The organism is Streptomyces sp. NPDC047081, from assembly GCF_040643775.1.
GTDB lineage: Bacteria > Actinomycetota > Actinomycetes > Streptomycetales > Streptomycetaceae > Streptomyces.
This window is the reverse complement of the sequence record NZ_JBEYUY010000017.1, coordinates 40,249-66,834: the sequence shown is the minus strand read 5'-3', so window position 1 is coordinate 66,834 and position 26,586 is coordinate 40,249. Positions and strand designations below refer to the sequence as shown.

The 26,586-nt window shown below is 71.7% G+C and carries 30 protein-coding genes and 1 pseudogene; 22 read left to right on the top strand and 9 right to left on the bottom strand.

Going from position 1 to position 26,586, the window contains the following annotated elements:
* Positions 1-3 precede the first annotated feature (3 nt).
* Together ABZ848_RS29320 and ABZ848_RS29315 are read left to right on the top strand one after the other, a co-directional pair.
* Positions 4-486 (top strand): annotated as a pseudogene (locus ABZ848_RS29320) (GNAT family N-acetyltransferase); the annotation flags it as partial.
* On the top strand, positions 472-1,239 hold the full coding sequence (locus tag ABZ848_RS29315; protein WP_360836920.1) for a phosphotransferase: 768 nt from the start codon (positions 472-474) through the stop codon (positions 1,237-1,239). The pseudogene ABZ848_RS29320 and the gene ABZ848_RS29315, both read left to right, overlap by 15 nt.
* Before the next feature lie 23 nt (positions 1,240-1,262).
* On the opposite strand, the gene ABZ848_RS29310 is transcribed toward ABZ848_RS29315, so the two are convergent.
* On the bottom strand, positions 1,263-1,469 hold the full coding sequence (locus tag ABZ848_RS29310) for a hypothetical protein (protein WP_360836695.1): 207 nt from the start codon (positions 1,467-1,469) through the stop codon (positions 1,263-1,265).
* 146 nt (positions 1,470-1,615) lie between these two features.
* Between ABZ848_RS29310 and ABZ848_RS29305 the strand changes: the two genes are divergently transcribed.
* The gene (locus tag ABZ848_RS29305; protein WP_360836918.1) at positions 1,616-2,383 is read left to right on the top strand and encodes a metalloregulator ArsR/SmtB family transcription factor; all 768 of its coding nucleotides are present in this window, start codon (positions 1,616-1,618) and stop codon (positions 2,381-2,383) included.
* Between the two features lie 88 nt (positions 2,384-2,471).
* Here the strand turns inward: ABZ848_RS29305 and ABZ848_RS29300 are convergent, their stop codons facing one another.
* Both ABZ848_RS29300 and ABZ848_RS29295 read right to left on the bottom strand, forming a co-directional pair.
* The gene (locus ABZ848_RS29300) at positions 2,472-2,912 is read right to left on the bottom strand and encodes an SPW repeat protein (protein WP_360836693.1); all 441 of its coding nucleotides are present in this window, start codon (positions 2,910-2,912) and stop codon (positions 2,472-2,474) included.
* A gap of 88 nt (positions 2,913-3,000) precedes the next feature.
* Positions 3,001-3,576, bottom strand: coding sequence for a sigma-70 family RNA polymerase sigma factor (locus ABZ848_RS29295; RefSeq protein ID WP_360836691.1), 576 nt, complete (start codon positions 3,574-3,576; stop codon positions 3,001-3,003).
* 69 nt (positions 3,577-3,645) lie between these two features.
* Here ABZ848_RS29295 and ABZ848_RS29290 point away from each other — a divergent pair, with 69 nt between their 5' ends.
* Entirely contained in the window at positions 3,646-4,572 is a 927-nt protein-coding gene (locus ABZ848_RS29290) for a MerR family transcriptional regulator (RefSeq protein WP_360836689.1), read from the top strand.
* A gap of 7 nt (positions 4,573-4,579) precedes the next feature.
* Here ABZ848_RS29290 and ABZ848_RS29285 read toward each other — a convergent pair whose 3' ends face one another.
* Complete coding sequence (locus ABZ848_RS29285; protein WP_360836687.1) at positions 4,580-5,953, bottom strand: deoxyribodipyrimidine photo-lyase; 1,374 nt, start codon at positions 5,951-5,953, stop codon at positions 4,580-4,582.
* Positions 5,954-6,109: 156 nt separating this feature from the next.
* Between ABZ848_RS29285 and ABZ848_RS29280 the strand changes: the two genes are divergently transcribed.
* A complete protein-coding gene (locus ABZ848_RS29280; protein WP_242776880.1) occupies positions 6,110-6,274 on the top strand; it encodes a hypothetical protein in 165 nt (54 codons plus the stop codon).
* Positions 6,275-6,278: 4 nt separating this feature from the next.
* On the opposite strand, the gene ABZ848_RS29275 is transcribed toward ABZ848_RS29280, so the two are convergent.
* Complete coding sequence (locus ABZ848_RS29275; protein WP_360836685.1) at positions 6,279-7,196, bottom strand: LysR family transcriptional regulator; 918 nt, start codon at positions 7,194-7,196, stop codon at positions 6,279-6,281.
* Positions 7,197-7,333: 137 nt separating this feature from the next.
* Between ABZ848_RS29275 and ABZ848_RS29270 the strand changes: the two genes are divergently transcribed.
* The 7 genes from ABZ848_RS29270 (at position 7,334) to ABZ848_RS29240 (ending at position 13,819) form a co-directional block, all read left to right on the top strand.
* Positions 7,334-7,417 (top strand): putative leader peptide, encoded by an 84-nt coding sequence (locus tag ABZ848_RS29270; protein ID WP_350966533.1) that lies wholly within the window; start codon positions 7,334-7,336, stop codon positions 7,415-7,417.
* 129 nt (positions 7,418-7,546) lie between these two features.
* On the top strand, positions 7,547-8,668 hold the full coding sequence (sfnG, locus tag ABZ848_RS29265) for a dimethylsulfone monooxygenase SfnG (protein ID WP_360836683.1): 1,122 nt from the start codon (positions 7,547-7,549) through the stop codon (positions 8,666-8,668).
* Between the two features lie 31 nt (positions 8,669-8,699).
* The gene (locus tag ABZ848_RS29260) at positions 8,700-9,917 is read left to right on the top strand and encodes an acyl-CoA dehydrogenase family protein (RefSeq protein ID WP_360836681.1); all 1,218 of its coding nucleotides are present in this window, start codon (positions 8,700-8,702) and stop codon (positions 9,915-9,917) included.
* A 64-nt stretch (positions 9,918-9,981) separates the two neighbouring features.
* Entirely contained in the window at positions 9,982-10,545 is a 564-nt protein-coding gene (ssuE, locus tag ABZ848_RS29255) for an NADPH-dependent FMN reductase (RefSeq protein WP_360836679.1), read from the top strand.
* Complete coding sequence (locus tag ABZ848_RS29250; protein ID WP_360836677.1) at positions 10,542-11,726, top strand: SfnB family sulfur acquisition oxidoreductase; 1,185 nt, start codon at positions 10,542-10,544, stop codon at positions 11,724-11,726. The genes ssuE and ABZ848_RS29250 overlap by 4 nt, the downstream gene beginning before the upstream one ends.
* Positions 11,727-11,760: 34 nt before the next feature.
* The gene (locus tag ABZ848_RS29245; RefSeq protein ID WP_360836675.1) at positions 11,761-12,906 is read left to right on the top strand and encodes an LLM class flavin-dependent oxidoreductase; all 1,146 of its coding nucleotides are present in this window, start codon (positions 11,761-11,763) and stop codon (positions 12,904-12,906) included.
* Positions 12,907-12,988: 82 nt separating this feature from the next.
* The gene (locus ABZ848_RS29240; protein WP_360836673.1) at positions 12,989-13,819 is read left to right on the top strand and encodes an alpha/beta hydrolase; all 831 of its coding nucleotides are present in this window, start codon (positions 12,989-12,991) and stop codon (positions 13,817-13,819) included.
* Here ABZ848_RS29240 and ABZ848_RS29235 read toward each other — a convergent pair.
* Positions 13,816-14,730 carry a class I SAM-dependent methyltransferase gene (locus ABZ848_RS29235; protein ID WP_360836671.1) on the bottom strand — a complete coding sequence of 305 codons (915 nt, stop codon included), beginning with the start codon at positions 14,728-14,730 and terminating at the stop codon, positions 13,816-13,818. The two genes, ABZ848_RS29240 and ABZ848_RS29235, sit on opposite strands and share 4 nt — an antisense overlap.
* 13 nt (positions 14,731-14,743) lie before the next feature.
* Positions 14,744-15,847: an acyl-CoA dehydrogenase family protein gene (locus ABZ848_RS29230; protein ID WP_360836670.1), complete on the bottom strand. Its 1,104-nt coding sequence runs from the start codon at positions 15,845-15,847 to the stop codon at positions 14,744-14,746.
* Between the two features lie 94 nt (positions 15,848-15,941).
* On the opposite strand from ABZ848_RS29230, the gene ABZ848_RS29225 reads away from it, so the two are divergent.
* The 8 genes from ABZ848_RS29225 to ABZ848_RS29190 all read left to right on the top strand — a co-directional run bounded on the left by ABZ848_RS29225 (position 15,942) and on the right by ABZ848_RS29190 (position 23,927).
* Positions 15,942-16,292 carry a YciI family protein gene (locus ABZ848_RS29225; RefSeq protein WP_360836669.1) on the top strand — a complete coding sequence of 117 codons (351 nt, stop codon included), beginning with the start codon at positions 15,942-15,944 and terminating at the stop codon, positions 16,290-16,292.
* Positions 16,292-17,494, top strand: a complete 1,203-nt coding sequence (locus ABZ848_RS29220; RefSeq protein ID WP_360836667.1) for a sigma-70 family RNA polymerase sigma factor — start codon at positions 16,292-16,294, stop codon at positions 17,492-17,494. Before ABZ848_RS29225 ends, ABZ848_RS29220 begins: the two co-directional genes overlap by 1 nt.
* A 132-nt stretch (positions 17,495-17,626) precedes the next feature.
* Positions 17,627-18,949, top strand: a complete 1,323-nt coding sequence (locus ABZ848_RS29215) for an aldehyde dehydrogenase family protein (protein ID WP_360836666.1) — start codon at positions 17,627-17,629, stop codon at positions 18,947-18,949.
* A gap of 50 nt (positions 18,950-18,999) precedes the next feature.
* Positions 19,000-19,362 (top strand): metalloregulator ArsR/SmtB family transcription factor, encoded by a 363-nt coding sequence (locus tag ABZ848_RS29210; RefSeq protein WP_360836665.1) that lies wholly within the window; start codon positions 19,000-19,002, stop codon positions 19,360-19,362.
* Entirely contained in the window at positions 19,359-20,015 is a 657-nt protein-coding gene (locus ABZ848_RS29205; protein ID WP_360836663.1) for an SRPBCC family protein, read from the top strand. Before ABZ848_RS29210 ends, ABZ848_RS29205 begins: the two co-directional genes overlap by 4 nt.
* Before the next feature lie 229 nt (positions 20,016-20,244).
* The gene (locus tag ABZ848_RS29200) at positions 20,245-21,609 is read left to right on the top strand and encodes a phospholipase (protein ID WP_360836662.1); all 1,365 of its coding nucleotides are present in this window, start codon (positions 20,245-20,247) and stop codon (positions 21,607-21,609) included.
* Between the two features lie 40 nt (positions 21,610-21,649).
* Entirely contained in the window at positions 21,650-22,555 is a 906-nt protein-coding gene (locus ABZ848_RS29195) for an aldo/keto reductase (protein ID WP_360836660.1), read from the top strand.
* A gap of 349 nt (positions 22,556-22,904) precedes the next feature.
* The gene (locus tag ABZ848_RS29190) at positions 22,905-23,927 is read left to right on the top strand and encodes an alcohol dehydrogenase catalytic domain-containing protein (RefSeq protein ID WP_360836658.1); all 1,023 of its coding nucleotides are present in this window, start codon (positions 22,905-22,907) and stop codon (positions 23,925-23,927) included.
* A 9-nt stretch (positions 23,928-23,936) separates the two neighbouring features.
* On the opposite strand, the gene ABZ848_RS29185 is transcribed toward ABZ848_RS29190, so the two are convergent.
* On the bottom strand, positions 23,937-24,395 hold the full coding sequence (locus ABZ848_RS29185) for a pyridoxamine 5'-phosphate oxidase family protein (protein ID WP_360836657.1): 459 nt from the start codon (positions 24,393-24,395) through the stop codon (positions 23,937-23,939).
* Positions 24,396-24,576: 181 nt separating this feature from the next.
* On the opposite strand from ABZ848_RS29185, the gene ABZ848_RS29180 reads away from it, so the two are divergent.
* The gene (locus tag ABZ848_RS29180; protein WP_360836656.1) at positions 24,577-24,969 is read left to right on the top strand and encodes a VOC family protein; all 393 of its coding nucleotides are present in this window, start codon (positions 24,577-24,579) and stop codon (positions 24,967-24,969) included.
* Positions 24,970-25,015: 46 nt separating this feature from the next.
* Positions 25,016-26,086 carry an adenosine deaminase gene (locus ABZ848_RS29175; RefSeq protein ID WP_360836655.1) on the top strand — a complete coding sequence of 357 codons (1,071 nt, stop codon included), beginning with the start codon at positions 25,016-25,018 and terminating at the stop codon, positions 26,084-26,086.
* On the opposite strand, the gene ABZ848_RS29170 is transcribed toward ABZ848_RS29175, so the two are convergent.
* Positions 26,068-26,583 (bottom strand): DUF664 domain-containing protein, encoded by a 516-nt coding sequence (locus ABZ848_RS29170; protein ID WP_360836654.1) that lies wholly within the window; start codon positions 26,581-26,583, stop codon positions 26,068-26,070. The two genes, ABZ848_RS29175 and ABZ848_RS29170, sit on opposite strands and share 19 nt — an antisense overlap.
* Between the last annotated feature and the right edge of the window lie 3 nt (positions 26,584-26,586).

The following is a 26,586-nucleotide window of genomic DNA, read 5'->3' as shown; positions in this document are numbered from 1 at the left end:
CCGATGCCCGCCGTCTCCGTCCGCCGCGCAACCGCCGAAGACCGCCCGACCGTCGAGCGGTTGTGGCTGATGTTCCGCCACGACCTGTCCGGCTTCATGGGCGTACTGCCCAACCCCGACGGCACGTTCCGCAGCGAGCGCGTCGACGCGGCCTTCACCGAGCCCGGCTGGGCGCCGTACCTCTTCGTCCGCGACGGACATCCGGTCGGCTTCGCCTTCGTCCGTGGCCTGGACGGTCCGACACGCGTACTGAACAGCTTCTTCGTGGTGGCAGGGGCGCGCCGGCAGGGCATCGGACTGGACGCGGTCCACGAGGTCGTCGTGCGGCACCCGGGCCCGTGGGAGGTCGCCTTCCAGTACGCCAACGAGCCCGCGGTCCGCTTCTGGCGCCGGGTCGCCGCCGAACTCGCCCCGGGCGCCTGGTCCGAGGAGCCCCGACCGGTACCGGACCGGCCCGACCTCCCGCCGGACGTGTGGATCTCCTTCCACGTCGGCTCCGGCCCGGGGGAGCAGATCCTGTACGGCGGCGCCGTGAGCGATGTCGTGCGGGTGCGCGGGACCGTGCGGCGGGTGCCGCCGCGGCGGGCGGAGTTCGTTCGGGAACTGCTGGGGCTGTTCGAGCGGAGCGGGTGGAAGGGGGCGCCGTGCCATCTCGGGACCGACGAACAGGGCCGGGATGTCCTCGACTTCATCGAGGGGCAGGCCGCGGTGACGGCCGAGGAGCGGGCCGCCGCGTGCACCGACGAGAGTCTCGTCCTGGTCGCCCAACTGGTCCGCGAATTCCACGACTTGACCCATGGCACACCCCTGGCCGGCGGTCAGGACGTCGTCTGTCACAACGACCTGGCGCCCAAGAACACCGTGTACACGGTGGCGGGCGGCACCTGGCTGCCGCAGGCCTTCATCGACTGGGACCTCGCCGCCCCCGGTGAACGCATCCACGACATCGCCCACTTGTGCTGGCAGTACCTGGACCTCGGCCCGGGAGTGACGGACATCCCCGAGGCGGCCCGCCGGATCCGTCTCGTCTGCGACGCCTACGGACTCGCCGAACGGGGCGGGCTCATCGACACCATCCTCTGGTGGCAGGACCGGTGCTGGCGGGGGATCCGGGCCGGGGCGGAGCGGGGCGAACCCGCGATGGTCCGCCTGCGGGAGCGCGGGGTCGTCGAGGAGGTGTGGGCCGCGTGGGAGTTCGTCGGCCGGAACCGGCGTGAACTGGGCTCCTTTCTGGGCTGAGCCGATGATGTCCCGGGTCGCCGTCAGCCGATGCCGATCGGGTCCGGCTGGTCCGTGTCGTCGGGCTGCGGGGTCGGGTCCGGGGACGGGACGTCCTCGGCCCACGACGTGACCTTGCCGTTCGGGTGCAGGGCGACATGCAGGCCGTTGAGGTTGCCGTAGGCCGTCCTGCCCTTGGTGCTCAGGGTTCCGTACGGTCGGCTCCGCGAAAGCGGCGGTGGCCGAGACACCCATCGCGGCGGTGAGTCCGGCGGCGACGAGGACGGTACGCAGGGTGCGGGGAGCACGCGCGCGCAAATGCCTCAAATCGCCCAGCCTTGACATGCAAGTAATTGCCTGCATAACTTTGAGTGTGCGATCAGAGAGCGACTCCGGGATGGACAAGGTCTTCAAGGCGCTGGCCGACGAGACGCGACGGCGGCTGCTGGACCGGCTGCACGAGCACAACGGCCAGACGCTGGGCGAACTGTGCGAGCACATCGACATGACACGGCAGTCGGTGACCCAGCACCTGTCCGTCCTGGAGGCCGCCAACCTGGTCAGCACGGTGCGGCGGGGGCGGGAGAAGCTGCACTACCTCAATCCGGTCCCGCTCCACGAGATCCAGGAGCGGTGGATCGACAAGTTCGAGCGCCCGCGCCTGAGCGCGCTGAGCGCCCTGAAACGACGAGCCGAGGAAGCCATGACCGACAAGCCCACGTTCGTGTACGTCACCTACATCCGCAGCACGCCCGAGAAGGTCTGGGAGGCGCTCACCGACGCCGAGCTGACCGGCGCCTACTGGGGCCATCACAACGTCTCGGACTGGAAGCAGGGCTCACGCTGGGAGCACGTCCGCACGGACGGCTCCGGCATCGCCGACGTGGTCGGCAGCGTCGTGGAGAGCGAGCCCCCGACCCGGCTGGTCACCACCTGGGTCGACCCGCAGAACGAGGGCCAGGAGGACAAGTACTCCCGGGTCACCTTCGACATCACGCCGCACGAGGACATCGTCCGGCTCACGGTCACCCACGAGGACCTCTGGGACGAGGGCGCGCTGTCCGACGTCTCGGGCGGCTGGCCCGCGGTCCTGTCCAACCTCAAGTCGCTCCTGGAGACCGGCAGCCCGCTGCCGCAGGAGCCCTGGCTGGTCCCCGGTCACTGAGCGGCACGGCCGCGGCCGGTCCGCACGGGGTGCGGGCCGGCCGGCATGCCGTCCCTTCTTGAGGCGGTTCTCTTCGTGAGGCGGTTCTCTACGGCTTCGGAGTGCTCCGCGCCGCCGTACCCGCGCACATCAGGCCCAGGATCACGGCCAGGGCGCCGATGATGATGTTGTTCAGCGCGACGCCGGCGTCCGGGCTGTCGCCGACGACCCAGGGTGCGATGATCATCCAGACGCCCACCGCGCAGAAGGCCCAGCTCAGGCCGTACATGCGCTCGGGGGCGCGGGTGAATCCGAGGGCCAGCAGACCGATCGCGATGCCGACGATCAGGTTGTGCGTCACGAGGGCGGGCTGGCTCGTCGTGTAGTGGAGTATCCACGGGGACACGGCGCAGTACAGACCGAGCAGGAACACCGGTCCGTCAACGAGCGCCACATCACGACCACCGAGCATACGGGCGTACCGGGCCCGCATTTCGGAAACATCGGGGTGGCTGGTTATGTCACCTCTGGTGGGCGAGACGTTCGCCATGACTCGTCTCCTTCGACTCACAGCCTGACCGCGGCTGGTGCGGTATGCGGTAAGAGCCGCTTATCTGCATTCTGCGCTTATTTCTTCTTTATGTGTAGAGATCGTGGCATTCCAGCCGATCACGCAGCCGGCGCAGTCCGCGGCGTGCGTGGCTCTTGACGGTGCCCAGCGGCCAGCCGGTGCGCTCCGCGATCTGGGTCTGGGTCAGGTCCTCGTAGAACGCCAGGCGCAGGACCCGCTGCTGGGGTGCGGGCAGACCGGCCAGTTCCTGCCGGAGGAGCACGCGGTCGAGGACCGCTTCGGGGCGTTCCCGTCCGGGATCGGAGACGAGGAGGGCCGCTCCGGCGGCGCCGAGCAGCTCCCGGCCGCGGGTGCGCGCGGACAGCGTGTCGGCGATCTTGCGCCGGGTGATGCCCACGAGCCACCCCGCGAACGAGCCCCGCTCGGCCCGGTATCCGGCCCGCCCGCGCCACACGCCGAGGAACACCTGCTGCGTGACGTCCTCCGCGTCCTGCGTGTCGCCCAAGGAACGCCGGGCCACCGCGTGGACCAGCGCTGACCAGCGGCGATAGGCGAGCGCGAGACACTCCTCGTCGCCCGCCACCACGCCCCGGGCCAGTTCCTCGTCGCGGGAAGACTCCTCGACCGGGTGCAGCGGGCTCATGACGGTCATGGTTCGCGGCGGGCACCCGAGCCGCCAACTTGCATCGATTCTGCGTCGTATAGTCGCCGTATGACCAGGCAGCCGCCCGGCGCGGCTCTCACGACCGGCGCGCTGGCCCGCCGGCTCGGCGTGTCGCCCACCACCCTCCGCTCCTGGGACCGCAGATACGGCCTCGGCCCCGCCGTCCGCCCCGACGGACGGCACCGCCGCTGGACGCCCGAGGACGTGGCCGTACTGGAGCGGATGTGCAGCCTGACCTCGACAGGAGTCCCGCCCGCGGAGGCGGCCGGGGCCGCGCGAGCCGGAACCGGTACGCCGGTTTCCCGTCCGCCGTCCCGGGCGGCCGGTCCGCTGCCCCTCGGCGATGTGCGCCAGGAGGCCCGAGGCCTCGCCCGTGCCGCCGTACGCCTCGACGCTCCCGCCGTGGAGACGCGGCTGACCGAGGCCGTCGAGCGGTACGGGGTGGCCGCCGCCTGGCAGGAGGTGATGGTGCCGACGCTGCACGCGGTGGGCCGCAAGTGGGCCTCGTCCGGGGACCGTTACGTGGAGGTCGAGCACCTCCTGTCCTGGCATGTCTCCACCGCCCTGCGCCGCCGCACCCGGCCGCCCGTGGACGCCGCCGCCCCAGTCCTGCTGGCCTGTGTACCCGGCGAGCTGCACACGCTGGCACTGGAGGCGCTCAACGCCGAACTGGGCCGACTCCGCCTCCCGGCCCGCATGTTCGGCGCCGCCGTCCCCGCCGAGGCGCTCACCGCGGCGGTACGGCGTCTGGGCCCGGCGGCCGTCGTGCTGTGGTCGCAGGCCCGCTCCACGGCGAGCCCGGCGCTGGCCGGGCACATCGCGGCCACCGAGTGGGGGCTGAAGGGCGCCCGTGGACGCCCCCTGGTCCTGCTGGGCGGCCCCGGCTGGGCCGGCCGTTCCGTGCCCGGCGTGTCGCGGCCGACGGGACTGCGGGAGGCGCTCGACACGCTGGCCGGCCTGCACGAACGGACCTGACCGGACCTCAGTCGAGCCCGCGCGCCCGCCGGAAACGGGCGAGCCCCTCGGAGAGGTCCACGAGCGGTTCGGGGTAGTCGACGGCGGCCCGGTCCAGGCCCCGCAGCTGCCACGGCTCGTGCACGAACGGCCCGTCCAGCCCCGCGAGTTCGGGAACCCAGCGGCGGACGTACACGCCGTCCGGGTCGTAACGCTTCGCCTGGGCGACCGGGTTGAGCACGCGGTTGGGGCGGGTGTCGGTGCCGGTACCGGCCGCCCACTGCCAGTTGAGCTGGTTGTTGGCCAGGTCGCCGTCGACCAGCAGGTCGAGGAAGTGCCGGGCGCCGACCCGCCAGTCGACGTACAGCGTCTTGGTGAGGAAGCTCGCGGTCAGCATGCGCCCGCGGTTGTGCATCCAGCCCTCGTGCCGCAGCTGCCGCATCGCCGCGTCGACCAGGGGATAGCCGGTCCGCCCCGCCCGCCAGGCCGCCACGTCCTCGCGCGCCTCGGCCTCGGAGCGCCAACTGTCGTTCCGCGTGCGGTAGTCGGCGCCGGCCGCCGCCGGGCGCGCGGCGAGGACCTGGCGGTGGAAGTCGCGCCAGGCGAGCTGCCGTACGAACGCCTCCGCGCCCGGGCCGCCCGCCTTCCGCGCCAGGTGCACGAGCTCGACGGGGGAGAGGGTCCCGAAGTGCAGGTGGGGTGAGAGCCGGGAGGTCGCGTCGTCCGCCAGGTCGTCGTGTCCGGTGTCGTACGAGGTGATGCCGTCCCTCAGCCAGGACGCGAGCCGCGCCCGGGCCTCCTGCTCGCCGCCCCGCGCCAGCCCCTCCGACAGCCCGGTCAGGCCCTCGCGGCCGGGAAGCTCCTCGGAGTCGATGCCCTCGGGCACGCGTACCACGCGGGGTGCGGCGAGGACCTCGCGCAGGCGGTGGTCCGACCAGTGGCGGAAGTACGGCGTGAAGACGGCGAAGTGGTCCGAGGCCGCCGGGGTGAGCTCGCCGGGCGGGGCGGCCGTCGTCACCGTGTCGTGGACGTGCAGCCGGCGCCCCTCGGCCTCCAGGGCGCGGCGCAGCCGGTCCTCGCGCGAGCGGGCGTAGGCGCTGACGTCCGCCGCCAGGTGCACCTCGTCCGCATCGGCCGCGGCTGCCACCCGGCACACCTGCTCGACCACCTCACCGCAGCGCACGACCAGCCGGCCACCCCGCTCGCGCAGGCCCGCGTCCAGGTCCCGCAGACAGTCGGCGAGGAACGCCAGCCGGTTGGGGCAGGCGAAACCGGTGTCCAGCACGGCCCGGTCCCGTACGAACAGCGGCACCAGCTGGCGTTCGCCGTCGAGGGCGGCCCGAAGGGGTGGATGGTCGTGCAGGCGCAGGTCGGACGTGAACAGGACGACCGATACGTTCATGGTGCTACTCCCGGGAGCGGAAACAGGGGGTTTTCCTCTGCTTCCGCTCCCGGCGGGCCGGTGGATGCGGGTCTCCCGGACATGTTTCGGCCGGTCGGGGGCAGGCGAACCCTGATGAGGCCCTGACCGGAACTCGGCTGTGGAGGTGCTGCCGCTATGGGCGCGAAGGTGTTGGAGCGGTTTCCTGCGGGAGCTCCGCGCGGATCGTGGCCGGCGGAGGAGTACGCGGCGCGCTGCCGCGCCGAGGGGCGTAAGGCGACCGTCGTGATGGACCTGAAGTCCGACGCGTTCCTCGTGGTCGTCCCGGCCGACGAGGACTGAGCTGTCAGCTCGGCGTGTAGCCCAGCTCACGCGCGCGACGCACGAACACCTCGTACAGATCCTGCGCCGCCCGGGGCACGGACTCCGCCCGGCGGCGCTGGAGCATGAGCAGCACCTCGGTGGCGTCGTCGGAGATCGGCCGGTAGACGATCGCGCCGCTGCGCTCCAGCGGATCGCCGACGACACTGAAGTCGGGCAGAAGCGTCGCCCCCAGCCCCTCGGCCACCATCAGCTTGCCCATCTCGGCGCCGTCGGTGGAGAACGAGAAGTCCGGAGTGCGGCCGCGCAGCAGGCGGTGCGCGTAGCGGTGCATGACGTAACCGGAGCGCATCGCGATGACCGGCTCGGGGCCGTTCAGCACATCGTCGACCGTGACCGCCGGCAGCGACGCGAGCGGGCTGTCCGGGCGCAGGCACAACACCGGGCGGCCGCGCAGCAGTTCGGTGCTGTCGAAGTCGGCCGGCAGGTCGTCGCCGTCGAGATGGTTGACCAGACCGAGGTCGAACCCGCCCTCCAGCAGCGCCCGGTGGATCTCCGTCTGCTGTGCGCCCACCACCTCGACCTGTGTCATCGGATGGGCGGCCCGGAAGGCCTGCACCGACGGGATGAGGAGCGGCACCGTCGCCGCGTTCACCGTGCCGACCCGCACCATGCGGCTGATCCGGTGCTGCTCACCGGCCGCGCCGCGCAGCCGGTCCACCGCGTCCAGGACGTCGATGATGTGCGGCAGCAACTCCCGGCCCTCGGCGCTCATCCGCGCCCCGGACCGCTTGCGCTCCAGCAGGTCCACACCCAGCTCGCGCTCCAGATTGCGCACGGTCTCGCTCAGCGCGGGCTGCGAAAGGCGCAGTTCCTCGGCCGCCCGGCGCAGCGAACCGAGCCGGGTGACCGCCGCGATGTATTCCAGCTGCTCTATTCGCACCCTCGGACAATGCGGCGTTCCGCAGGCCCGGTTCAAGGGTTTCCCTGTCACATGTTCGTGAAATTCAATGGTCCGGGATACGAGACCGGTCGGGTTTTCCTTGACTCCTCTCGCCGCCGGCTGCCACGATCGACGGCATGAAGATGCGACTGGACCTCACGCGGCGACGCCATGTCGACCTCGCGCGCGTCTCCAGCGCCTCCTGTTGCACCGCGGCCTGATCAACCTTCCGAGATCCGCCGCGCGTTCCTTGTTTCCGCACCGAATTCGCCGCGCCCGCGCCTTTGTGCGCGCTCGCGCCCATTCCTGAATTCGGCGTGCCGCAAAACATTCCGCAACAGGAGTTCCGCATGCCCGCAGCGCCCGTGAAATTCGCCTACTGGGTCCCCAATGTCAGCGGGGGCCTCGTCACCAGCAAGATCGAGCAGCGCACCGACTGGGGATACGAGTACAACCGCGAACTCGCCGTCCTCGCCGAGAACAACGGCTTCGACTACGCCCTCAGCCAGGTCCGCTACATGGCCAGCTACGGCGCCGAGTACCAGCACGAGTCGACCAGCTTCAGCCTCGCCCTCCTCCTCGCAACCCAGCGCCTGAAGGTCATCGCCGCCGTCCACCCCGGCCTGTGGCACCCCGGTGTCCTCGCCAAGCTCGGCGCCACCGCCGACCACCTCTCGAACGGCCGCTTCGCGGTGAACGTCGTATCGGGCTGGTTCAAGGGCGAGTTCACCGCCCTGGGCGAGCCGTGGCTGGAGCACGACGAGCGCTACCGCCGCTCCGAGGAGTTCATCCGCGCCCTGCGCCAGATCTGGACCGAGGACCACACCGAACTCGCCGGTGACTTCTACCGGTTGCGCGACTTCTCCCTCAAGCCCAAGCCCCTCAACACACCCGAACGCCCGCACCCCGAGATCTTCCAGGGCGGCAACTCCACCGCCGCCCGCGCGATGGCCGGCCGCGTCTCCGACTGGTACTTCTCCAACGGCAAGGACTTCGACGGAGTCACCGAGCAGATCAACGACGTCCGCAAGTCCGCCGCCGAAGCCGGCCGCACGGCACCGAAGTTCGGCCTCAACGGCTTCCTCATCGCCCGCGACACCGAGGCCGAGGCCCGCGACACCCTCCGTGAGATCGTCGCCAAGGCCGACAGCGAGGCCGTCGAGGGCTTCGGCGCCGCGGTGAAGCAGGCCGGGCAGTCCACCGCCGACAAGAAGGGCATGTGGCAGGACTCGTCCTTCGAGGACCTGGTCCAGTACAACGACGGCTTCCGTACGGGGCTCATCGGCACCCCCGAGCAGATCGCCGAACGCGTCGTCGCCTACAAGCGGCTCGGCGTCGACCTTCTCCTGCTCGGCTTCCTGCACTACCACGAGGAGGTCGAGTACTTCGGCAGGCGTGTGCTGCCGCTCGTGCGTGAACTGGAGGCCGGGCTCCCTGACGAGGAGCCCGAGTCCGTCCCCGTCCACGCCTGATCGTCCCCCACCGCGAGAGAGGTCAACGAGCATGAGCACCGTCACGCCCACCGACTGGACCACCCGCCCGGCCCCGCGGACCGCCGACGGCTGGATCGCCCGCGCCGCCGAGGTCGCCGCCGTCCTCGCCACCGACGCCCCCGAACGCGACCGCGCCGGAGCCACCCCGTACGCCGAGGTGCAGCTCCTCAAGGACGCCGGCCTGGTCACCCTGCTCGGCCCCGCCGAGCACGGCGGCGCGGGCCAGGACTGGCCCACCGCCTACCGCGTCGTCCGCGAGGTCGCCAAGGCCGACGGCTCCATCGGCCAGCTCCTCGGCTACCACTACCTGTGGTTCTGGGCCGCCCGACTGGTCGGCACCCGCGAACAGTGGGAGCAGGTGGAGGCCGAGGCGAGCCGGGGCCGCTGGTTCTTCGGCGGGGCCGTCAACCCGCGCGACAAGGACGTCGTCGTCACCGAGGACGGGGACGACCTGGTCTTCACCGGCCGCAAGTCCTTCTCCACCGGCAGCAAGGTCTCCGACGTCACCGTCCTCGAAGGCGTCCTGGAGGGCACCGACGACCACGTCTTCGCCATCGTGCCCTCCGACAGCGCGGGCCTGACCTTCCACGACGACTGGGACAACATCGGCCAGCGTCTCACCGAGAGCGGCGGCGTCACCATCGACGGCGTCCGCACCCCGTGGGCCTCGGCCGCCGGCTACGTCGACAAGGTCTTCCGGCCGCGCGTCTACAACACCCTCAACGTCCCCACCATCCAACTGGTCTTCGTCAACTTCTACCTGGGCATCGCGGGCGGCGCCCTGGAGACGGCGGCCACCTACACCCGCACCAAGTCGCGGTCGTGGCTGCACGGCGGCTTCGAGCGGGCGGTCGACGAGCCGTACGTCATCGACACCTACGGCGACCTCACCGCCAAGCTCTGGGCGGCCGAGGCCCTCGCCGACGCCGTCGCCGCCGAGGGACAGAAGCTGCACGACGACCCGGACGCGGTCACCCCCGAGGCGCGCGGCGCCTTCGAGGTGCGGGTCGCGGCCATCAAGTCCCGGGCGACGGACGTGGCGCTGGAGATCGGCAACCGCATCTTCGAGGTCACCGGCGCCCGCGCCACCGCCACCTCCGAGGGCCTCGACCGGTTCTGGCGCAACGTGCGCACCCACACCCTGCACGACCCCGTCGCCTACAAGCGGCGCGAGGTCGGCCGCTGGGTCCTGGAAGGCGAACTGCCCGAACCCACCTGGTACTCCTGACCGCTTCCCCCGGGGGCGCCCCCTCCTGAACAGGGGGCGCCCCTCCTCCCCGAAAGAGGACCGCATGGCCACCGTCCTGTCCGTCTCCGGCAGCCCCTCCGCCTCCTCCCGCACCAACCGCCTGCTGCGCCACCTGGACGCCCGGCTGACCGCCCAGGGCCACGAGGTGATCCCGCTCGACATCCGGACCGTCCCCGCCGAGGCCCTGCTCGGCGCGGACTTCAAGCACCCCGCCATCGTCGAGGCCACCGAGCTGTTCGAGCGGGCCGACGGAGTCGTCGTCGGCACCCCCGTCTACAAGGCCTCGTACTCCGGCGTCCTCAAGGCGCTCCTCGACCTGCTGCCGCAGTACGCGCTGACCGGCAAGACCGTGCTGCCGCTCGCCACCGGCGGCACCACCGCCCACGTCCTCGCCATCGACTACGCCCTGCGCCCGGTCCTGTCCTCCATGGGCGCGGCGCACATCGTGCAGGGCTGGTTCACCCTCGACAAGGACATCACCGTGCAGGAGGACGGCACCCTGACGGTCGCACCGGCCGCCGGCGAGGCGCTGACGCAGGTGGTGGACCAGTTCTCGACGGCTCTGGGCCGCGCCCCGCTGCCGGCCGCGGCGAGCCGAGCGGCATGACCGCCCACGTCATCGCCGACGACACGGAGGCCCTCGCCGTCGCGGCCGCCCTGGCCGAGGAGTTCCGCGCCGGCGCCTCCGCCCGTGACGTCGAACGCAGGCTGCCGCGCGCTGAGTTGGACCGCCTCTCCGCCTCGGGGCTCCTGGCCGTCACCGTCCCCGCCGAGCACGGCGGCGCGGACGTGAGCGCGACGACCCTCGCGGAGGTCTTCCGGCTGCTCGCCTCGGCCGACGCCAGCCTCGCCCAGATCCCGCAGAGCCACTTCGCGTACGTCAATGTGATCCGCCGTCAGGGCACGGAGGAGCAGCGGAAGTTCTTCTTCGCCGAGCTGCTCGCCGGCCGCCGCTTCGGCAACGCCCAGTCCGAGGCGGGCACCAAGCACGTCCAGGACATCCGCACCCGCCTGGAACCACAGCCCGACGGCTCCTATGTCCTGACCGGCGTCAAGCACTACTCCACCGGCGCCCTCTTCGCCGACTGGATCCCGGTGTTGGCCCGCGCCGAGGAGGACAGGCTCCACGTCGCCTACGTGCCCCGGGACGCCCCCGGCGTGACGGTGATCGACGACTGGGACGGCCTCGGCCAGCGTACGACGGCCAGCGGTACCGTCCGCCTCGAAGGCGTCGAGGTCCCGGCCGACCGGGTCCTGCCCCATCACCTCACCTTCGAAGGCCCCCAACTCCACGGCGCCGTGGCCCAGTTGCTGCACGCGGCCATCGACGCCGGGATCGCCGCGGGCGCACTCGCCGAGGCGGCGGAGTTCGTACGGACGAAGAGCCGCCCCTGGTTCGAGAGTGGCGTGGAGACGGCTGCCGAGGACCCGCTGCTGATCCAGCGCTTCGGTGAACTCGCCGTCCAGGTAAGGGCGTCCGAGGCCCTGCTGCGGGAGGCGGCCCGAGCGGTGGACTCGGCACAGGCCGACCTCACCGACGACTCGGCGGCCGAGGCGTCCATCGCCGTGGCCGCAGCCAAGGTGCAGGCGGCCCGGGCCGCGGTCGAGGTGGCGAGCGCCCTGTTCGAGGTCTCCGGCACCCGTTCGGCCCTCAACTCCCTGAACCTGCACCGCCATTGGCGCGACGCCCGCACCCACACCCTGCACGACCCGACGCGCTGGAAGGTCCAGCACATCGGCCGATACGTGCTGAACGGCACCCGACCACCCCGCCACGGCCTCCTCTAGCTCCACCCGCGACACCTCTGATCGGAGACCCCACGTGTCCCTCACCTTCCACTGGTTCCTCCCCACCAACGGCGACAGCCGCCACGTGGTCGGCGGCGGCCACGGCACCCCCGCCACCGCCTCCGGCCGGGACCGGCCGCCGACGGTCGCCTACCTGAGCCAGATCGCCGGGGCCGCCGAGGACCTGGGCTTCGTCGGCGCGCTCACCCCCACGGGCGCCTGGTGCGAGGACGCGTGGCTGACCACCGCCATGGTCAGCCAGAACACCGAACGCCTGAAGTTCCTGGTCGCCTTCCGCCCCGGCTTCGTCTCGCCCACCCTCGCCGCGCAGATGGCGTCCACCTTCCAGCGGCAGTCCGGCGGGCGGCTGCTCCTCAACGTCGTCACGGGCGGCGAGAGCCACGAGCAGCGGGCCTACGGCGACTTCCTGGACAAGGACGCCCGGTACCGCCGTACCGGCGAATTCCTGGAGATCGTACGGGGGTTGTGGGAGGGGAAGACGGTCGACCTGAAGGGCCAGTACCTCCAGGTCGAGGACGCCAAGCTGGCCCGGGTGCCCGACCCGGTGCCCGAGGTGTACTTCGGCGGGTCCTCGCCGGTCGCCGGAGAGGTCGCCGCCAAGTACGTCGACTCCTACCTCACCTGGGGCGAGCCGCCCGCGCAGGTCGCCGAGAAGATCGCCTGGGTCCGGGGGCTCGCGGCCGAGCAGGGCCGCACCCTGCGCTTCGGCATCCGGCTGCACGTCATCACCCGCGACACCTCCGAGCAGGCCTGGGCCGAGGCCGACCGCCTCCTGGCCGGCTTCGATCCGGAGACCGTGAAGTCCGTGCAGGCGGGACTCGCCCGCAGTGAGTCCGAGGGCCAGCAGCGGATGCTGGCCCTGCACAGCGGCGGCAGCCGCGACGGCCTGGAGATCCACCCCAACCTCTGGGCGGGCATCGGCCTCGTACGCGGCGGCGCGGGCACGGCCCTCGTCGGCAGCCACGAGGAGGTCGCCGAGCGGATCAAGGAGTACCACGCCCTGGGCATCGACGAGTTCGTGCTCTCCGGCTACCCGCACCTGGAGGAGGCGTACTGGTTCGGCGAGGGCGTACTGCCGCGGCTGGCCGCGGAAGGCTTGTGGCAACACCCGTTCGCGAGGGAGGCCGCACCGTCGGCCCAGGTGCCGTTCGCGAGCTAGCGGATGCGTGCGCTGTCGACGCGTGGCGCGCTTGGATGTGGGGAAGCCCGAGCGTGCCGCGTCGGCAGAGAGGAACAGCTCCGTGAGCGATTGGCCGCTGACCAGGACCTTCCGCAGTTCGTCCGGAGCCGTCCACTGGGACAGCCTCGGCGACCCCGGCCGGGACCCGGTCGTCCTCCTGCACGGCACCCCCTTCTCCTCGTACGTCTGGCGCGCCGTGGCCCGCTCCCTGTCACGCCGCCACCAGGTGTTCGTGTGGGACATGCCGGGCTACGGGGCCTCGGAGAAGTTCGCGGGACAGGACGTCTCCCTGGCGGCACAGGCCAAGGTCTTCACCGAGCTGCTGGCGCACTGGGGTGTGGACCAACCCCTCGTGGTGGCCCACGACTTCGGCGGTGCCGTCTCCCTGCGCGCCCATCTGCTGCACGGAGCCCGCTACAGCGCCCTCGCTCTCGTCGACCCGGTCGCCCTCGCGCCCTGGGGCTCCCCGTTCTTCCGGCTGGTCGGCGCGCACTCCGACGTCTTCGAGCAGCTGCCGCCCGCACTGCACCGGGCCCTGGTGCGCGAGTACGTCGGCTCCGCCAGCAGCCCCGGTCTGCACCCCGCCGTCCTGGACCGGCTCGTCGAGCCCTGGCTGGGCGACCCGGGCCAGGCGGCTTTCTACCGGCAGATCGCCCAGGCCGACCAGCGGTACACCGACGAGATCCAGGACCGTTACGGCGAGATCGGCGTCCCGACCCTGGTCTGCTGGGGCCAGGACGACACCTGGATCCCCGCCGCCAAGGGACACGAACTCGTCGCCCGCATCCCGGGAGCACGCCTCGAACCCGTCGCGGGCGCCGGCCACCTGGTCCAGGAGGACGCACCGGCGGAACTCACCGCCGCGCTCATCACCTTCCTGGGCGCGCTCTAGGCCCGCGCGGCCAGCGCCCTGCGGACCGCGCGGGTCACGATCGGCGGCAGCAGGTCCCGGCCGAGGCGGCGGGCGCGGGAGGGGCGGTGGCGGGGTGCGGTCGCTGGCGTCGGCGGGGCCGGGGGCGCGACCGGCTCGGGTTCCGTGTAGTGGCGGGAGTGCGGGAAGGGCGGCGGCTGCAGGCCCTTGTGGGCGCGGGTGCGGACCAGGCAGTGGCCCGCGGCCTCCTGGACGCTCAGGCCGACGTCCGTGCGCTCCCTGAGCATGGCGAGGAGCTCCTCCTGGACCGGCTCCGGATCGCCCCAAGTGCCGTACAGCTTCTGTGTGCTGAGGCAGATCGGGCGCAGTCCGCGGTTGAGCACGGCCTCCCAGGTGGCGACCGAGACGCCGGGGGTGTGCTCGGAGCGGAAGTCGTCGAGGACGACGATGCCGTCGGGCAGGAGAAGGTGGTGGGCCGCGCCGATGTCGTCGCGGACGTGCTCGTACAGGTGCGAGGCGTCGATGTGGACGAAGCGGCAGCTGTCCGGCGCCAACTCCTGCGGGATCACGGAGGTGGGGGCCTCTATGACCCTGGGCAGTTCGTCGTGGAAGGAGAGGTAGTTGCGTTCGAAGGCCTGTCGGGTGAGCGAGGAGTACGACTTCGCCGTCTCGGCCCGGTTGGCCCCGTCCGGCGCCTCCCCGCCGAAGAGGTCGCAGACCGTGAACTCCTCGCCGTCCTGCCGGTGTCGGCCGAGCAGGATGGCGCTCTTGCCCATGTACGCGCCGAGCTCCAGCAGGTCGCCCCGCCGGCCACCGGCCTCCTGCCGTTCGAGGAACCAGGTGAACAGGAGCTGGTCCAGCGGCGGAAACCAGCCGGGGACGTCCTTCAGCTCGCCGGGCTGTTTCATGTCGGTTGCCTGTGCGGTCGCCATGAGGCGAGTCTGCTCACTGGGCGGGGCCCAAACCGACCCTCGGCTGAACGTCCAGTGAACAGCAGAGCGCGCCCTGGATGTCCGCCAGCGCGTCCAGATGCGCCCGCCGCACCTCGGCCGTCTGCCCCTGCACCAGCAGGAACAGGCCCTCCCGCGCGAGTCGCTGGGCCGGGCTGCCCAGGTCCATCGCGCGACCGCCCTGCGCGACGACCGCCGCCGAAGTGGCCGCGCGCATCAGGTCGTACGACCGCGTCTTGAGCGCCAGCCGCTCCTCGATGCGCTCGTGCGGTACGGGGTGCTCGGCCAGGGCGTACACCCGTCGCCGCACCTCGTCGAGGCGCCCGCGCAGCACCCGCGCCGGCTCCGCCTCCCCGGCCTGCTCCACCAGCCGGAGCGCCGCGTACGCGACCCCGAACACGGCGGGGGAGGCGTTGGTGTTGCGGGGCCGGTCCACCAGGGCGAACTTGTCCTGCGGGGTGCGCAGCACCACCGACTCCTCCGGCAGCCACAGCCCGTCCAGCTCCAGCGAGACCGTGCGGGCCGCGGTGAGCGCCGCCAGCCGCATCGGCGGCGAGGGCCGCAGCCCCGGCTGCTCGCGCGCCTCCGTGAAGGCGAACACCACCTCGTCCGCGTCGGTCACCCCGGCCAGCAGCATCACGTCGTTCAGGCCCCAGCCCGTGTACCAGGGCACCCTGCCGTCGAAGCGCCACCCGTCGCCCTCGGCCGTCGCCCGCACCGGCACCCGCGGGAAGGCGCGCACGTGCGCGAACGCGATGCCGGCCAGCAGCTCACCGGTCGCCAGCGGCCGCAACAGCCGCTTCCGGACCGGCAGTTCGGCCTTCGCCAGCATCTTGACCGGCGTGTGGTGCTGCGTCTGCACGAACCAGGTCGAGCAGCAGGCTCCCGCGAGGATCTCCATGATCTCCCGCGCCACCGCGTCGGGGGCGCCGGCACCGCCGTACTCCTTCGGAGCGCTCACCCCGAGCAGCCCCGACCGTCTGATCGCCGCGATGTGGCTCTCGGGCACGCCCTCCTGGTCGACCCTTTCCGCGTGCGGGGCGAGGAGGTCGTCCGCGAGGGCCTGGGCGGTGGCGACGAGCGGGTGCGGTGCGGTCATGGAACAGATTCTCCCGATCTCGTCGTGCGCGGTGTCGATCCGGGGGTGTGCCGTTCGTGTAGGAGGTGAGACAACAGCTACCTAGGAGGACGTGATGACGTACTACCTGCTCAGCGTGGTCACCCCGACCGACGGCACGCCGCCCGGGCCCGACGAGATGGCGGAGATCATGCGCAACGTCGAGGCCTTCAACCAGGAACTGCGCGACGCCGGCGCCTGGGTGTTCGCCGGCGGTCTGCACGGCCCGGAGACCGCGACCATGCTGCGGCCCAAGGGCGCCGACGTGCTGATCAGCGACGGTCCCTACGCCGAGGGGAAGGAGTACCTCGGCGGACTGAGCCTGATCAAGGCCGACGACCTGGACGCGGCCCTGGAGTGGGGCCGGAAGGCAGTGCGCGCCATCGGCCTGCCGGTCGAGGTCCGGCCCTTCGTGGACAGCCACTAGTGACCGAGCCCGACACCCCGGACGTCGAGGCCGTGTTCCGCGCGGAGTACGGCCGCGCGGTCGCCGTCCTCGTCCGCTTCCTCGGCGACATCGACCTCGCCGAGGAAGCGGTCCAGGACGCCTTCACCACGGCCGTGCAGCGCTGGCCGGAGACGGGCGTGCCGCCGAGCCCGGCCGGCTGGATCATCACCACCGCCCGCAACCGCGCGATCGACCGGCTGCGCAGAGAGGCCAAACGGGACGAGCGACACGCCGAGGCCACCCTGCTCAACACGCCCGACGCACCGGCCGAGGAGGGCCCCGTGCGCGACGACCGGCTCCGCCTGATCTTCACCTGCTGCCATCCCGCCCTCGCGACCCCGGCGCAGGTCGCCCTCACCCTGCGCCTGCTCGGCGGCCTCACCACCCCGCAGATCGCCCGCGCCTTCCTGGTCCCCGAACCGACGATGGCCCAGCGCCTGGTCCGCGCCAAGGCCAAGATCCGCAACGCCCGCATCCCGTACCGCGTCCCCCGGGACGCCGACCTCCCGGACCGGCTCAGAGGCGTCCTCGCCGTCGTCTACCTGATCTTCAACGAGGGTTACGGTGGCACACCCGAGCTGTGCGCGGAGGCCCTGCGCCTCGGCCGCCTCCTCGCGGAACTCATGCCGGACGAGCCCGAGGTCACCGGCCTGCTCGCGCTGATGCTGCTCGTCGACTCCCGCCGCGCCGCCCGCCAGGACGAGCAGGGCGAGCTGGTGCCGCTGCCCGAACAGGACCGCGCCCGCTGGGAGCCCGAGCAGATCGCCGAGGGGCAGGCCCTCGTCCGCCGCTGCCTGCGCCGCAACCAGCCCGGGCCCTACCAGATCCAGGCCGCCATCCAGGCAGTGCACAGCGACGCGCCGACCGCGGACGCCACCGACTGGGGGCAGATCCGGCAGCTCTACGACCAGCTGATGGCCCACGCCCCCAGCCCGGTCGTGGCCCTCAACCGCGCGGTCGCCGTCGCCGAGACCGACGGCCCGGGCCCGGCCCTCGACCTCGTCGACGCCCTGGACCTCGACGGCTACCACGTCTTCCACGCCGTACGCGCCGACCTGCTGCGCCGACTCGGCCGCGACAGCGAGGCGCTCGCCGCGTACGACGCGGCCATCGGACACACCGAGAGCCCTGCCGAGCGCGCCTACCTGGAGCGCCGTCGGCGGGAACTGGAGCGAGGGTGACGGCCCGGTCGCGGAAAGTAGTGCGGCGCTCGCCGGAATTTATTTTGGTGTATGAAAGGTTGGCATATACACCTGACAGTCGAGACCGCATCCGCGCGCCGCGAGGCCGCACCGCACCAGCAGCGAGGCACCGTGAACCAGCCCATCCCCGAGCAGCCCGCCGACGTCGTCGCCCGGCTGCGCGCCACCTTCCGCACCGGCCGCACCAAGCCCGTCGAATGGCGCACCGCCCAGCTGCGCAGCCTGCGCGACATGCTCACCGAGAACGGCCCCGACCTGGCCGCCGCCCTCCACGCCGACCTCGGCAAGAGTTCCGCCGAAGCCCACCGCACCGAGATCGACTTCACGATCCGCGAGATCGACCACACCCTCGACCACCTCGACGGCTGGCTGCGCCCCGAGCCCGCGCCCGTCCCGGCGCACCTCGGCACCGACGCGAGCGCCTGGACGCAGTACGACCCCCTCGGTGTCGTCCTCGTCATCGCCCCCTGGAACTACCCCGCCCAGCTCCTGCTCGCCCCGCTCGTCGGCGCCCTCGCCGCCGGCAACGCGGTCGTCGTCAAGCCCAGCGAGCTGGCCCCCGCCACCTCCGCCGCGATCGCCCGGCTGCTGCCCGCCCACCTCGACACCGACGCGGTCGCCGTAGTCGAGGGCGGCATCCCCGAGACCACCGCCCTGCTCGCCGAGCGCTTCGACCACATCTTCTACACCGGCAACGGCACCGTCGGCCGCATCGTCATGCGCGCCGCCGCCGAGCACCTCACCCCGGTCACCCTCGAACTCGGCGGCAAGTCCCCGGTGTTCGTCGACCGCGACGCCGACATCGACGTGGTCGCCGACCGGCTCGTGCGCGGCAAGTTCCTCAACGCGGGCCAGACCTGTGTCGCCCCCGACTACGTCCTGACCGACCCCGAGACGGCCGCCGCCCTGGAACCCGCCTTCAAGCGTGCCGTCGAGTCCCTCTACGGCACCGACCCGGCCGCCTCCGGCGAGTACGGCCGGATCATCAACGAGCGCCACTTCGACCGGCTCTCCGGCCTGCTGGACTCGGGTCGCGTGGTCGTCGGCGGCGGCAGCGACCGTACGACGAAGTACATCGCGCCGACCGTCCTCGCCGACGTCGACCCCAAGTCGCCCGTCATGCAGGAGGAGATCTTCGGCCCGATCCTGCCCGTCGTCACCGTGTCCGGCCTGGACGAGGCGATCGACTTCATCAACGACCGCGACAAGCCCCTCGCCCTGTACGTGTTCACCGAGTCCGACGCGACCAAGTCCCGGATCGCCGCCGAGACCTCCTCCGGCGGCCTCGGCCACGGCCTGCCGCTGGCCCACCTCACCGTCTCCGACCTGCCGTTCGGCGGGGTGGGGGAGAGCGGCATGGGCAGCTACCACGGCCGCTACTCGATCGAGACGTTCAGCCACCGCAAGGCGGTGCTGGAGAAGCCGCTGGGTTGACCTTGTATCGTCCGCTGCTTATATAAGCAGTAGCTGATATATTGCTCCGCATGCATGCCTTCGACGTGCTCGGCGATCCGATACGCCGACGGATCCTGGAGCTGCTGGCCGACGGAGAGATGACCTCCGGAGCGGTCTGCGAGGTCATCGGGGAGGAGTTCGGGATCTCGCAGCCCGGCGTGTCGCAGCATCTGAAGGTGCTGCGGGAGAACGGGTTCGCGACCGTACGCCCCGAAGGAACCCGGCGGCTGTACGCGGTCAACGCCGAACCCCTGCAGGACATCGACGCCTGGCTCGGCCGCTTCCGCCGCTTCTGGACCCCGCACCTGGACGCACTGGCCACCGAACTGGCCCGCGGCAAGCGAGAGCGCCGACTCCGCGGCGCCGAGGAAAACCCGAGGAGCACCTCATGACCGACGTGACCCATGACATCAACGACGTGCGCCGACAGGTCGGCAGGCGCGCCTTCAAGGCGGGCGAGGCGCGTGTCGTCACCGTCTCGAGGTCGTACGACGCCCCGCTCGACGACGTGTGGGACGCCTGTACGAACCCCGAGCGCATCCCCCGCTGGCTGATGCCGGTGTCGGGAGAGCTGCGGCTCGGCGGCCGTTACCAACTGGAGGGCAACGCCGGCGGAGTGGTCGAGCACTGCGACCCGCCCAAGACCTTCACCGCGACCTGGGAGTACGGCGGCGAGGTCAGCTGGATCGAGCTCCGCCTCACGCCCGAGGGCGGCGGCACGCGCTTCGAACTGGACCACATCGCGCACGTCGACGACACGAAGTGGGCGGAGTTCGGCCCGGGCGCCGTCGGCGTGGGCTGGGACCTGATGATCAGGGGTCTGTCCCTGCACCTCGGCAGCGGCGGCGCCACCGTCGACCCGAAGAAGTTCATGGCCTGGCTGGGCTCCGACGAGGGCCGTCGCTTCATGACCGACAGCAGCGAGGCCTGGTACGCGGCGAACCTCGCGGGCGGCGAGGACGAGAAGACGGCACGCGAGGCGGCGGACCGGACCATTGCCGCATACACGGGAGCCGACGGCGGCGGGGAGGGCGCCGAGGGCTGACTTCCCGATCGGGAAAGGGAGTTGGCTGGTCTATACCCTTGACTGGTACAGACCAAAGCGGTTGAGTGTGCCTCCACAACCCCCCACCACGGCCGTACCCCTTGTCGGGTGCGGCCGTGCTCCGTGAAGGAGTTGAACGCCTCTACTGCCGGCGACGCTTTCTACGCCATGGTGACATGCACCTGATCACCCGTCTGATCGTTCCGAACGTACTCGGAAGGGCATCACCATGCGCACCCCCCACGTCCTGCTCGCCACGGCCGCGGTGCTCGCCGCCGCGCTCGTGGCACCCTCGGCCGACGCGACCGTCGCGGTCCCGGCGCCGGGCTCCTACTACCTCCAGAGCGCCACGACCGGGCTCAACGCCGCCGACAACGCGGGAGCGGTCGAGCAGCACAGACCCAAGGGCGACGAGGACCGCCAGCAGTGGAGACTGACGGCGAGCGGATCCTCGTACGTCCTGGAGAGCACCGACACGGCCGGCAGTTGCCTCGGCCGCTCCGGCGACCAGGCCCGCACGGTGTCCTGCACCGCCGTCGACGCGGCCTGGGAGATCGCGCCCAGCGGTGACGACCAGTACACCCTCAAGGTCCCCGGCGCGGACCGCTATCTGACCGTGGCCGCCAAGCCGTCCGGCGCCAACTACCCCGCCCAGCTCGCCGTCGGCGCACCGGGCGTACTCGCCACCTGGTACCTCACCCCCGTCTCACCGGCGACCAGCCCCATGCCGCCCCAGGACCAGCGCACCCTGGACCAGGTCACCTTCCTCACCGCGCACAACGCCTACGCCAACGGCGTCGACGGCGGCTTCGCCCCACCCTTCGTCAACCTCGTCCCGAACCAGACGCGCGGCATCAACCAGCAACTCGCCGACGGGGTACGGGGATTCATGCTGGACATCCACCAGACCCCGGACGGCGCGATCCTCTGCCACAACAGCTGCACGCTCGTCAGCAAGCCCGTCGCCCTCTGGGTCGACCTCCAGCGCATGGTCGACTTCCTCAAGGCGCATCCCGACCAGTTCGTCACCGTCTTCCTGGAGGACTACGTCGATCCAGGCGTCCTGCGGTCCGAACTCGCCCGGGTCAGCGGCCTGTCCGACGTCCTCTACCGGCCCGACCACACCGGCGTCCGGCAGAACGGCTGGCCCAGGCTGGCCGACCTCATCGCGGCGAACCAGCGGCTGCTCATCTTCACCGACCACAGCCGCGCCGCCGACGAGTCCGCGGGCCTGACCCGGGACAGCTTCGGTGTGATGTACCAGCGCGAGTGGACCGTGGAGAACTACTGGTCCATGGGCTCCGGCATCGGCTCCTCCGACTGGTCCTGCTACAGCCGCTGGTACGGAGCCGACACCAACATCCCGCTGACCCGCACCGAGACCGGCTTCCGCCCGCTCTTCGTCATGAACCACTTCCGCGACGCCACCATCGCCGCGACGGCGACGACGGACAACACCAAGCTCGCCGACCGGGCCCAGCGGTTCTGCCAGCCGGCCGCCCGCAAGAAGCCGAACTTCCTCGCCGTCGACCGCTACGACCTCGGCAACCCGGCCTCCGCCGTCGCCACCCTGAACTCGTACACGTATCCGTAAAGTCCGCGCGGCACGCCATCCGTCGTGTGAAACTCCGCCGGTGACCTCCGAAACGATCACCGCGGACGCCGCGGGCACCTGGAAACTGGGCGACCTGACCGTCAGCCGCATCGGCTTCGGCGCGATGCGGCTGACGGGCAGCGCGGCCTTCCACCTCGGCACACCGAGCGACCGGCAGCGCTCCATCGCCGTGCTGCGCAGGGCGGTCGAGCTCGGCGTCGACCACATCGACACCGCCGCCTTCTACTTCTCGCAGCTGAGATCGGCCAACGAACTCATCAACAGCGCGCTCTCCCCGTACCCCGACGACCTCCTCATCGCCACCAAGGTCGGCCCCTACCGCGACTACCACGGCGAGTGGGGCACCTCGGCCCGGCCCGACCAGCTGCGCGGCCACGTCGAGGAGAACCTCCGCCAGCTCGGCCGGGACCATCTCGACCTGGTCTATCTGCGCCGGATGCACCAGGAGTCGGTCGCCGAGCACTTCGGCGCGCTCGCCGAACTGCGCGAGGCGGGGCTCGTACGGCACCTGGGGCTCTCCGACGTCGAGCCCCGGCACCTGGCCGAGGCGCAGGAGATCGCGCCCGTCGTGTCCGTGCAGAACCGGTACGGGCTCGGCGACCATGCGCCGGCCACCCGCGAGGTCCTGCGGCTCTGCGGTGAACAGGGCATCGCCTTCGTGCCGTTCTTCGCGGTCGCCGGGCAGGGCGGGGCGCGCGGTGCGACGACCGCCCACGACGAGGCGGTGCTCGCCGTCGCCCGCGCCCACGACGCGAGCCCCGCGCAGGTCCGCCTGGCCTGGACCCTGCACCAGGGCCCGCACGTCCTCGCCATCCCCGGCACCGGCAACCCCGACCACCTCGCCGAGAACATCGCGGCGGGCGCGCTGCGTCTGACGGACGAGGAGCTGGAACGTCTCAACACCCTGCACCGGGCGGCGGATTGACGCCGGCGGCGGTTGCCGCCCAGCACCGACACGGCGCACGGACGGCGGTCGCGGATCGTGTCGGCCATGACCGCACGTCGCTGGTGAGTTGTCGTACCCGATGGCTGCGATCGGAGTTCCGCAGGTGAACTCGTGCGCATCGCAGCGGGAGCGCGCGAGCCCGGGTACCCGGTGGCGTGAGAGCTTCCCTCGGGTGGCGAGGAGTAGTAGAAGCCAGAGTGGACACACCGGCCGTCCCGCGGATGGCCGACCGGGCGCCCCGTGCCGCCCTCGACCTTTCGGCGCGCGCGGCAGGGCCGGAGCTGGTGTGCTGGTTCAGGAACTTTTCGCACCTTCCCAGGAGCAGCGGATGAGTACCTATCGAGTCGCCGAGGTGACCGAGGCCGGCGGATCCCTGCGGATCGTCGAACGCGAGGTGCCGCGGCCGGGCCCGGGCCATGTGCGGATCGCCGTCGAGGCATGCGGGATCTGCCACAGCGACGCCGCCTTCGTGAACGCCGCACTGCCGGGCGTCACTTTCCCGGTGGTCGCCGGGCACGAGATCGCCGGGCGGATCGAGGAACTCGGCGACGGAGCGGGGGAGAAGGGCTGGCAGCCGGGCGACCGAGTGACCGTCGGCTGGTTCGGCGGCAGCTGCGGTCACTGCATCCCTTGCCGCCAGGGCGACTTCATCGTCTGCGACAACCTGAAGGTGCCGGGCTGGGCCTACGACGGCGGTTTCGCCGAGAAGACCATCGCGCCCGTCGACGCGCTGGCCCGCATCCCGGAGGCCTTCTCGGCCGTCGACGCCGGACCCATGGCCTGTGCCGGCGTCACCGTGTTCAACGGGCTGCGGCGCAGCTCCGCCCGCCCCGGCGACCTCGTCGGCGTCCTCGGCCTCGGCGGCCTCGGCCACCTGGGAGTGCAGTTCGCGGTCGCCATGGGGTACGAGACCGTGGCGATCGCCCGCGGCGCCGACAAGGCCGACTTCGCGAAGCAGCTCGGCGCCCACCACTACGTCGACAGCACCACGGACATCCCGGTCGCGGAAGCGCTGCGGTCCCTCGGCGGCGCCAAGGTGATCCTGGCCACCGCCAGCAACTCCGCCGCCATCACGGCGACCGTGGACGGGCTCTCCCACCGCGGCGAGCTCGTCGCCATCGGCGCCGATGCCGAGGCCCTGGGGATCAGCCCCAACCAGCTGCTCATGCGCGGCCGGATCATCCGCGGCCACCCCTCCGGCACCGCACAGGACGTCCAGGACACCCTGGCGTTCGCCGCGCTGCACGGCATCCGCCCGACGACCGAGACCGTCCCGCTGGACCAGGCCGACGAGGCCTACCGGAAGATGCTCGCCGGCGCCGCCCGCTTCCGCATGGTCCTCACCCCCTGACCGGCTCCCTCAGACCGCCCAGACGCCGTCCCGCATGAGATGGCGCCCCCGCAGCTCGTGCGTCCCGTGCCAGGCCTGAACGGCGCGGGGCCGCACCCGGAAGAACGCGTACGAGGCGCTGTCCGCAAGGGGATCCCACCCCGTCTTCGCCACGAACGCCTCGACCGCCCCGACGGGCACATCGTCCCGCCCGAACACCTCCACGTCCCCGTCGACCAACACCACGTCCTGCGTGTCCCCGAGCGCGAGCCGGGTCCGCCCGCCGTCGCGGAGATTGCGCCCGGTGGGATTGCTGTTCCGGGTGCACACCCACACGAACGCCCCGTCCCACACGAACCACAGAGCGACGAGACACGGCAGCCCGTCCCCGTCGGCGGTCGCCACCCAGACGTCCATCTCCCGCTCCAGCCGGGCCAGTACGTCCCGCTTGCGCTGCTCGGCCCCACGCGGCCCCCCGGCGATCTTCATGCCGACGACGCTACCGGCCCACACACCGGCGCACCTCGGGCCACGGTCCTCGTCCCCGGGCCCTAGGACGGCCCCGAGCCCAGCTTCGAGGGCCCCTGCGACGCCACCGACAGAGCGGACTGGCGCACGCGAGGTTTTACGTATAACCTCACCCGTCAACCGCCCCCTCCGAAAGGTCACGATGAGACGCATCGCCCTGGTCACCCTCGTCGTCGACGACTACGACGAGGCGATCCGCTTCTACACCGAGGCCCTCGGGTTCCGGCTCGTCGAGGACACCCCGCGCCCGGACGGCTCCCGCTGGGTCGTCGTCGAGCCCGGCAACGAAAATCAGGGCACCGGCCTGCTGCTGGCCCGGGCCAAGGGTGACGCCCAGAGCGGCCGGGTCGGCGACCAGACCGGCGGGCGGGTCGGGTTCTTCCTGCACACCGACGACTTCGCCCGCGACCACGCCCGTATGCTCGCCGCCGGAGTGACCTTCCTGGAGGAACCGCGCCACGAGCCCTACGGCTCGGTCGCCGTCTTCCAGGACCTGTACGGAAACCGCTGGGACCTGCTCCAGCCTGCCGACTGACCGACCCCCACCTGCTCCCCACCGCCCCGCCGAGGAAAGACCCGCCATGACCGCTACGCGTGTAGACGCCGACACGATCCGCCGCCTGCCCAAGGCCGTCCTGCACGACCACCTCGACGGCGGCCTGCGCCCCGCCACCGTCGTGGAGCTCGCGGCGGAGGCCGGCCACACCCTGCCCACCACCGACCCCGACGAGCTCGCCGCCTGGTACTTCGAGGCCGCCAACTCCGGTGACCTGGTGCGCTACATAGCCACCTTCGAGCACACCCTCGCCGTGATGCAGACCCGCGAGGGCCTGCTGCGCGTCGCCGAGGAGTACGTGCTCGACCTCGCGGCCGACGGCGTCGTCTACGCCGAGGTGCGCTACGCCCCCGAGCTGAACGTCAAGGGCGGGCTGACCCTGAACGAGGTCGTGGAGGCTGTCCAGGAAGGGCTCGCCGCGGGCATGGCCAAGGCGGCCGCCGCCGGCACGCCCGTCCGCGTCGGCACCCTGCTGTGCGGCATGCGGATGTTCGACCGCGTCCGCGAGGCCGCCGACCTGGCCGTCGCCTACCGTGACGCGGGCGTCGTCGGCTTCGACATCGCCGGCGCCGAGGACGGCTTCCCGCCCGCCGACCACCTCGACGCCTTCGAGCACCTGCGCCGCGAGAGCGTGCCGTTCACCATCCACGCGGGCGAGGCGCACGGTCTGCCCAGCATCCACCAGGCGCTCCAGGTGTGCGGCGCCCAGCGCATCGGCCACGGCGTGCGCATCACCGAGGACATCGTCGACGGCAAGCTCGGTCGCCTCGCCGGCTGGGTGCGCGACCGCCGGATCGCCCTGGAGATGTGCCCGACGTCCAACCTCCAGACCGGCGCGGCCACTTCCATCGCCGAGCACCCCATCACCGCACTCAAGGACCTCGGCTTCCGCGTCACCCTCAACACCGACAACCGTCTGGTGTCGGGCACGACGATGACGCGGGAGATGTCCCTGCTGGTCGAGCAGGCCGGCTGGGGCGTCGAGGACCTGCGCACGGTCACGGTGAACGCCCTGAAGAGCGCGTTCATCCCGTTCGACGAACGCAAGGCCCTCATCGAGGACGTCGTCCTGCCGGGTTACGCGGCCGCGCTCTGAAGCAGCCCACGCACATAGGCGGCCTGTCCGACATGCTGCAGATCGTCGGACAGGACGCTGACCAGCCGTACGCCCAGGGTGACCGGCGGATCCCAGCGCTCGTCGACGACGCGCTCCAGATCCCCGGCGGTCAGCTCCCGCAGGGCTCGCAGCGACTGCTCGTGGACGGCGTCGTAATAGCCGGTCAGCAGGTCGGCCGAGTCGACCCGCACCTTGGCGACCTTCGCCGGACTGTGGCCGTAGCCGGTGTCGTGGCGCGGCAGGTCGAGGTTGAAGCGCTTGTGCCAGTCCTGCGTCAGCCACACCTGTTCAAGCCCGAAGGCGTCGGCCACGTGGTCGTCCTGGACACGGGTGAGATGCCAGACCAGCCAGGCGATGGAGTTGGTGTCGGCGGTGGGGCGGGCGTCGAGGGCGTCCGGGCCGAGCCCCTGGACGGCGGCGTGGACTTCTTCCTGGATGCGGCTGAACCCGTCGATGAGGATGTCCTTGGCATGCATCCC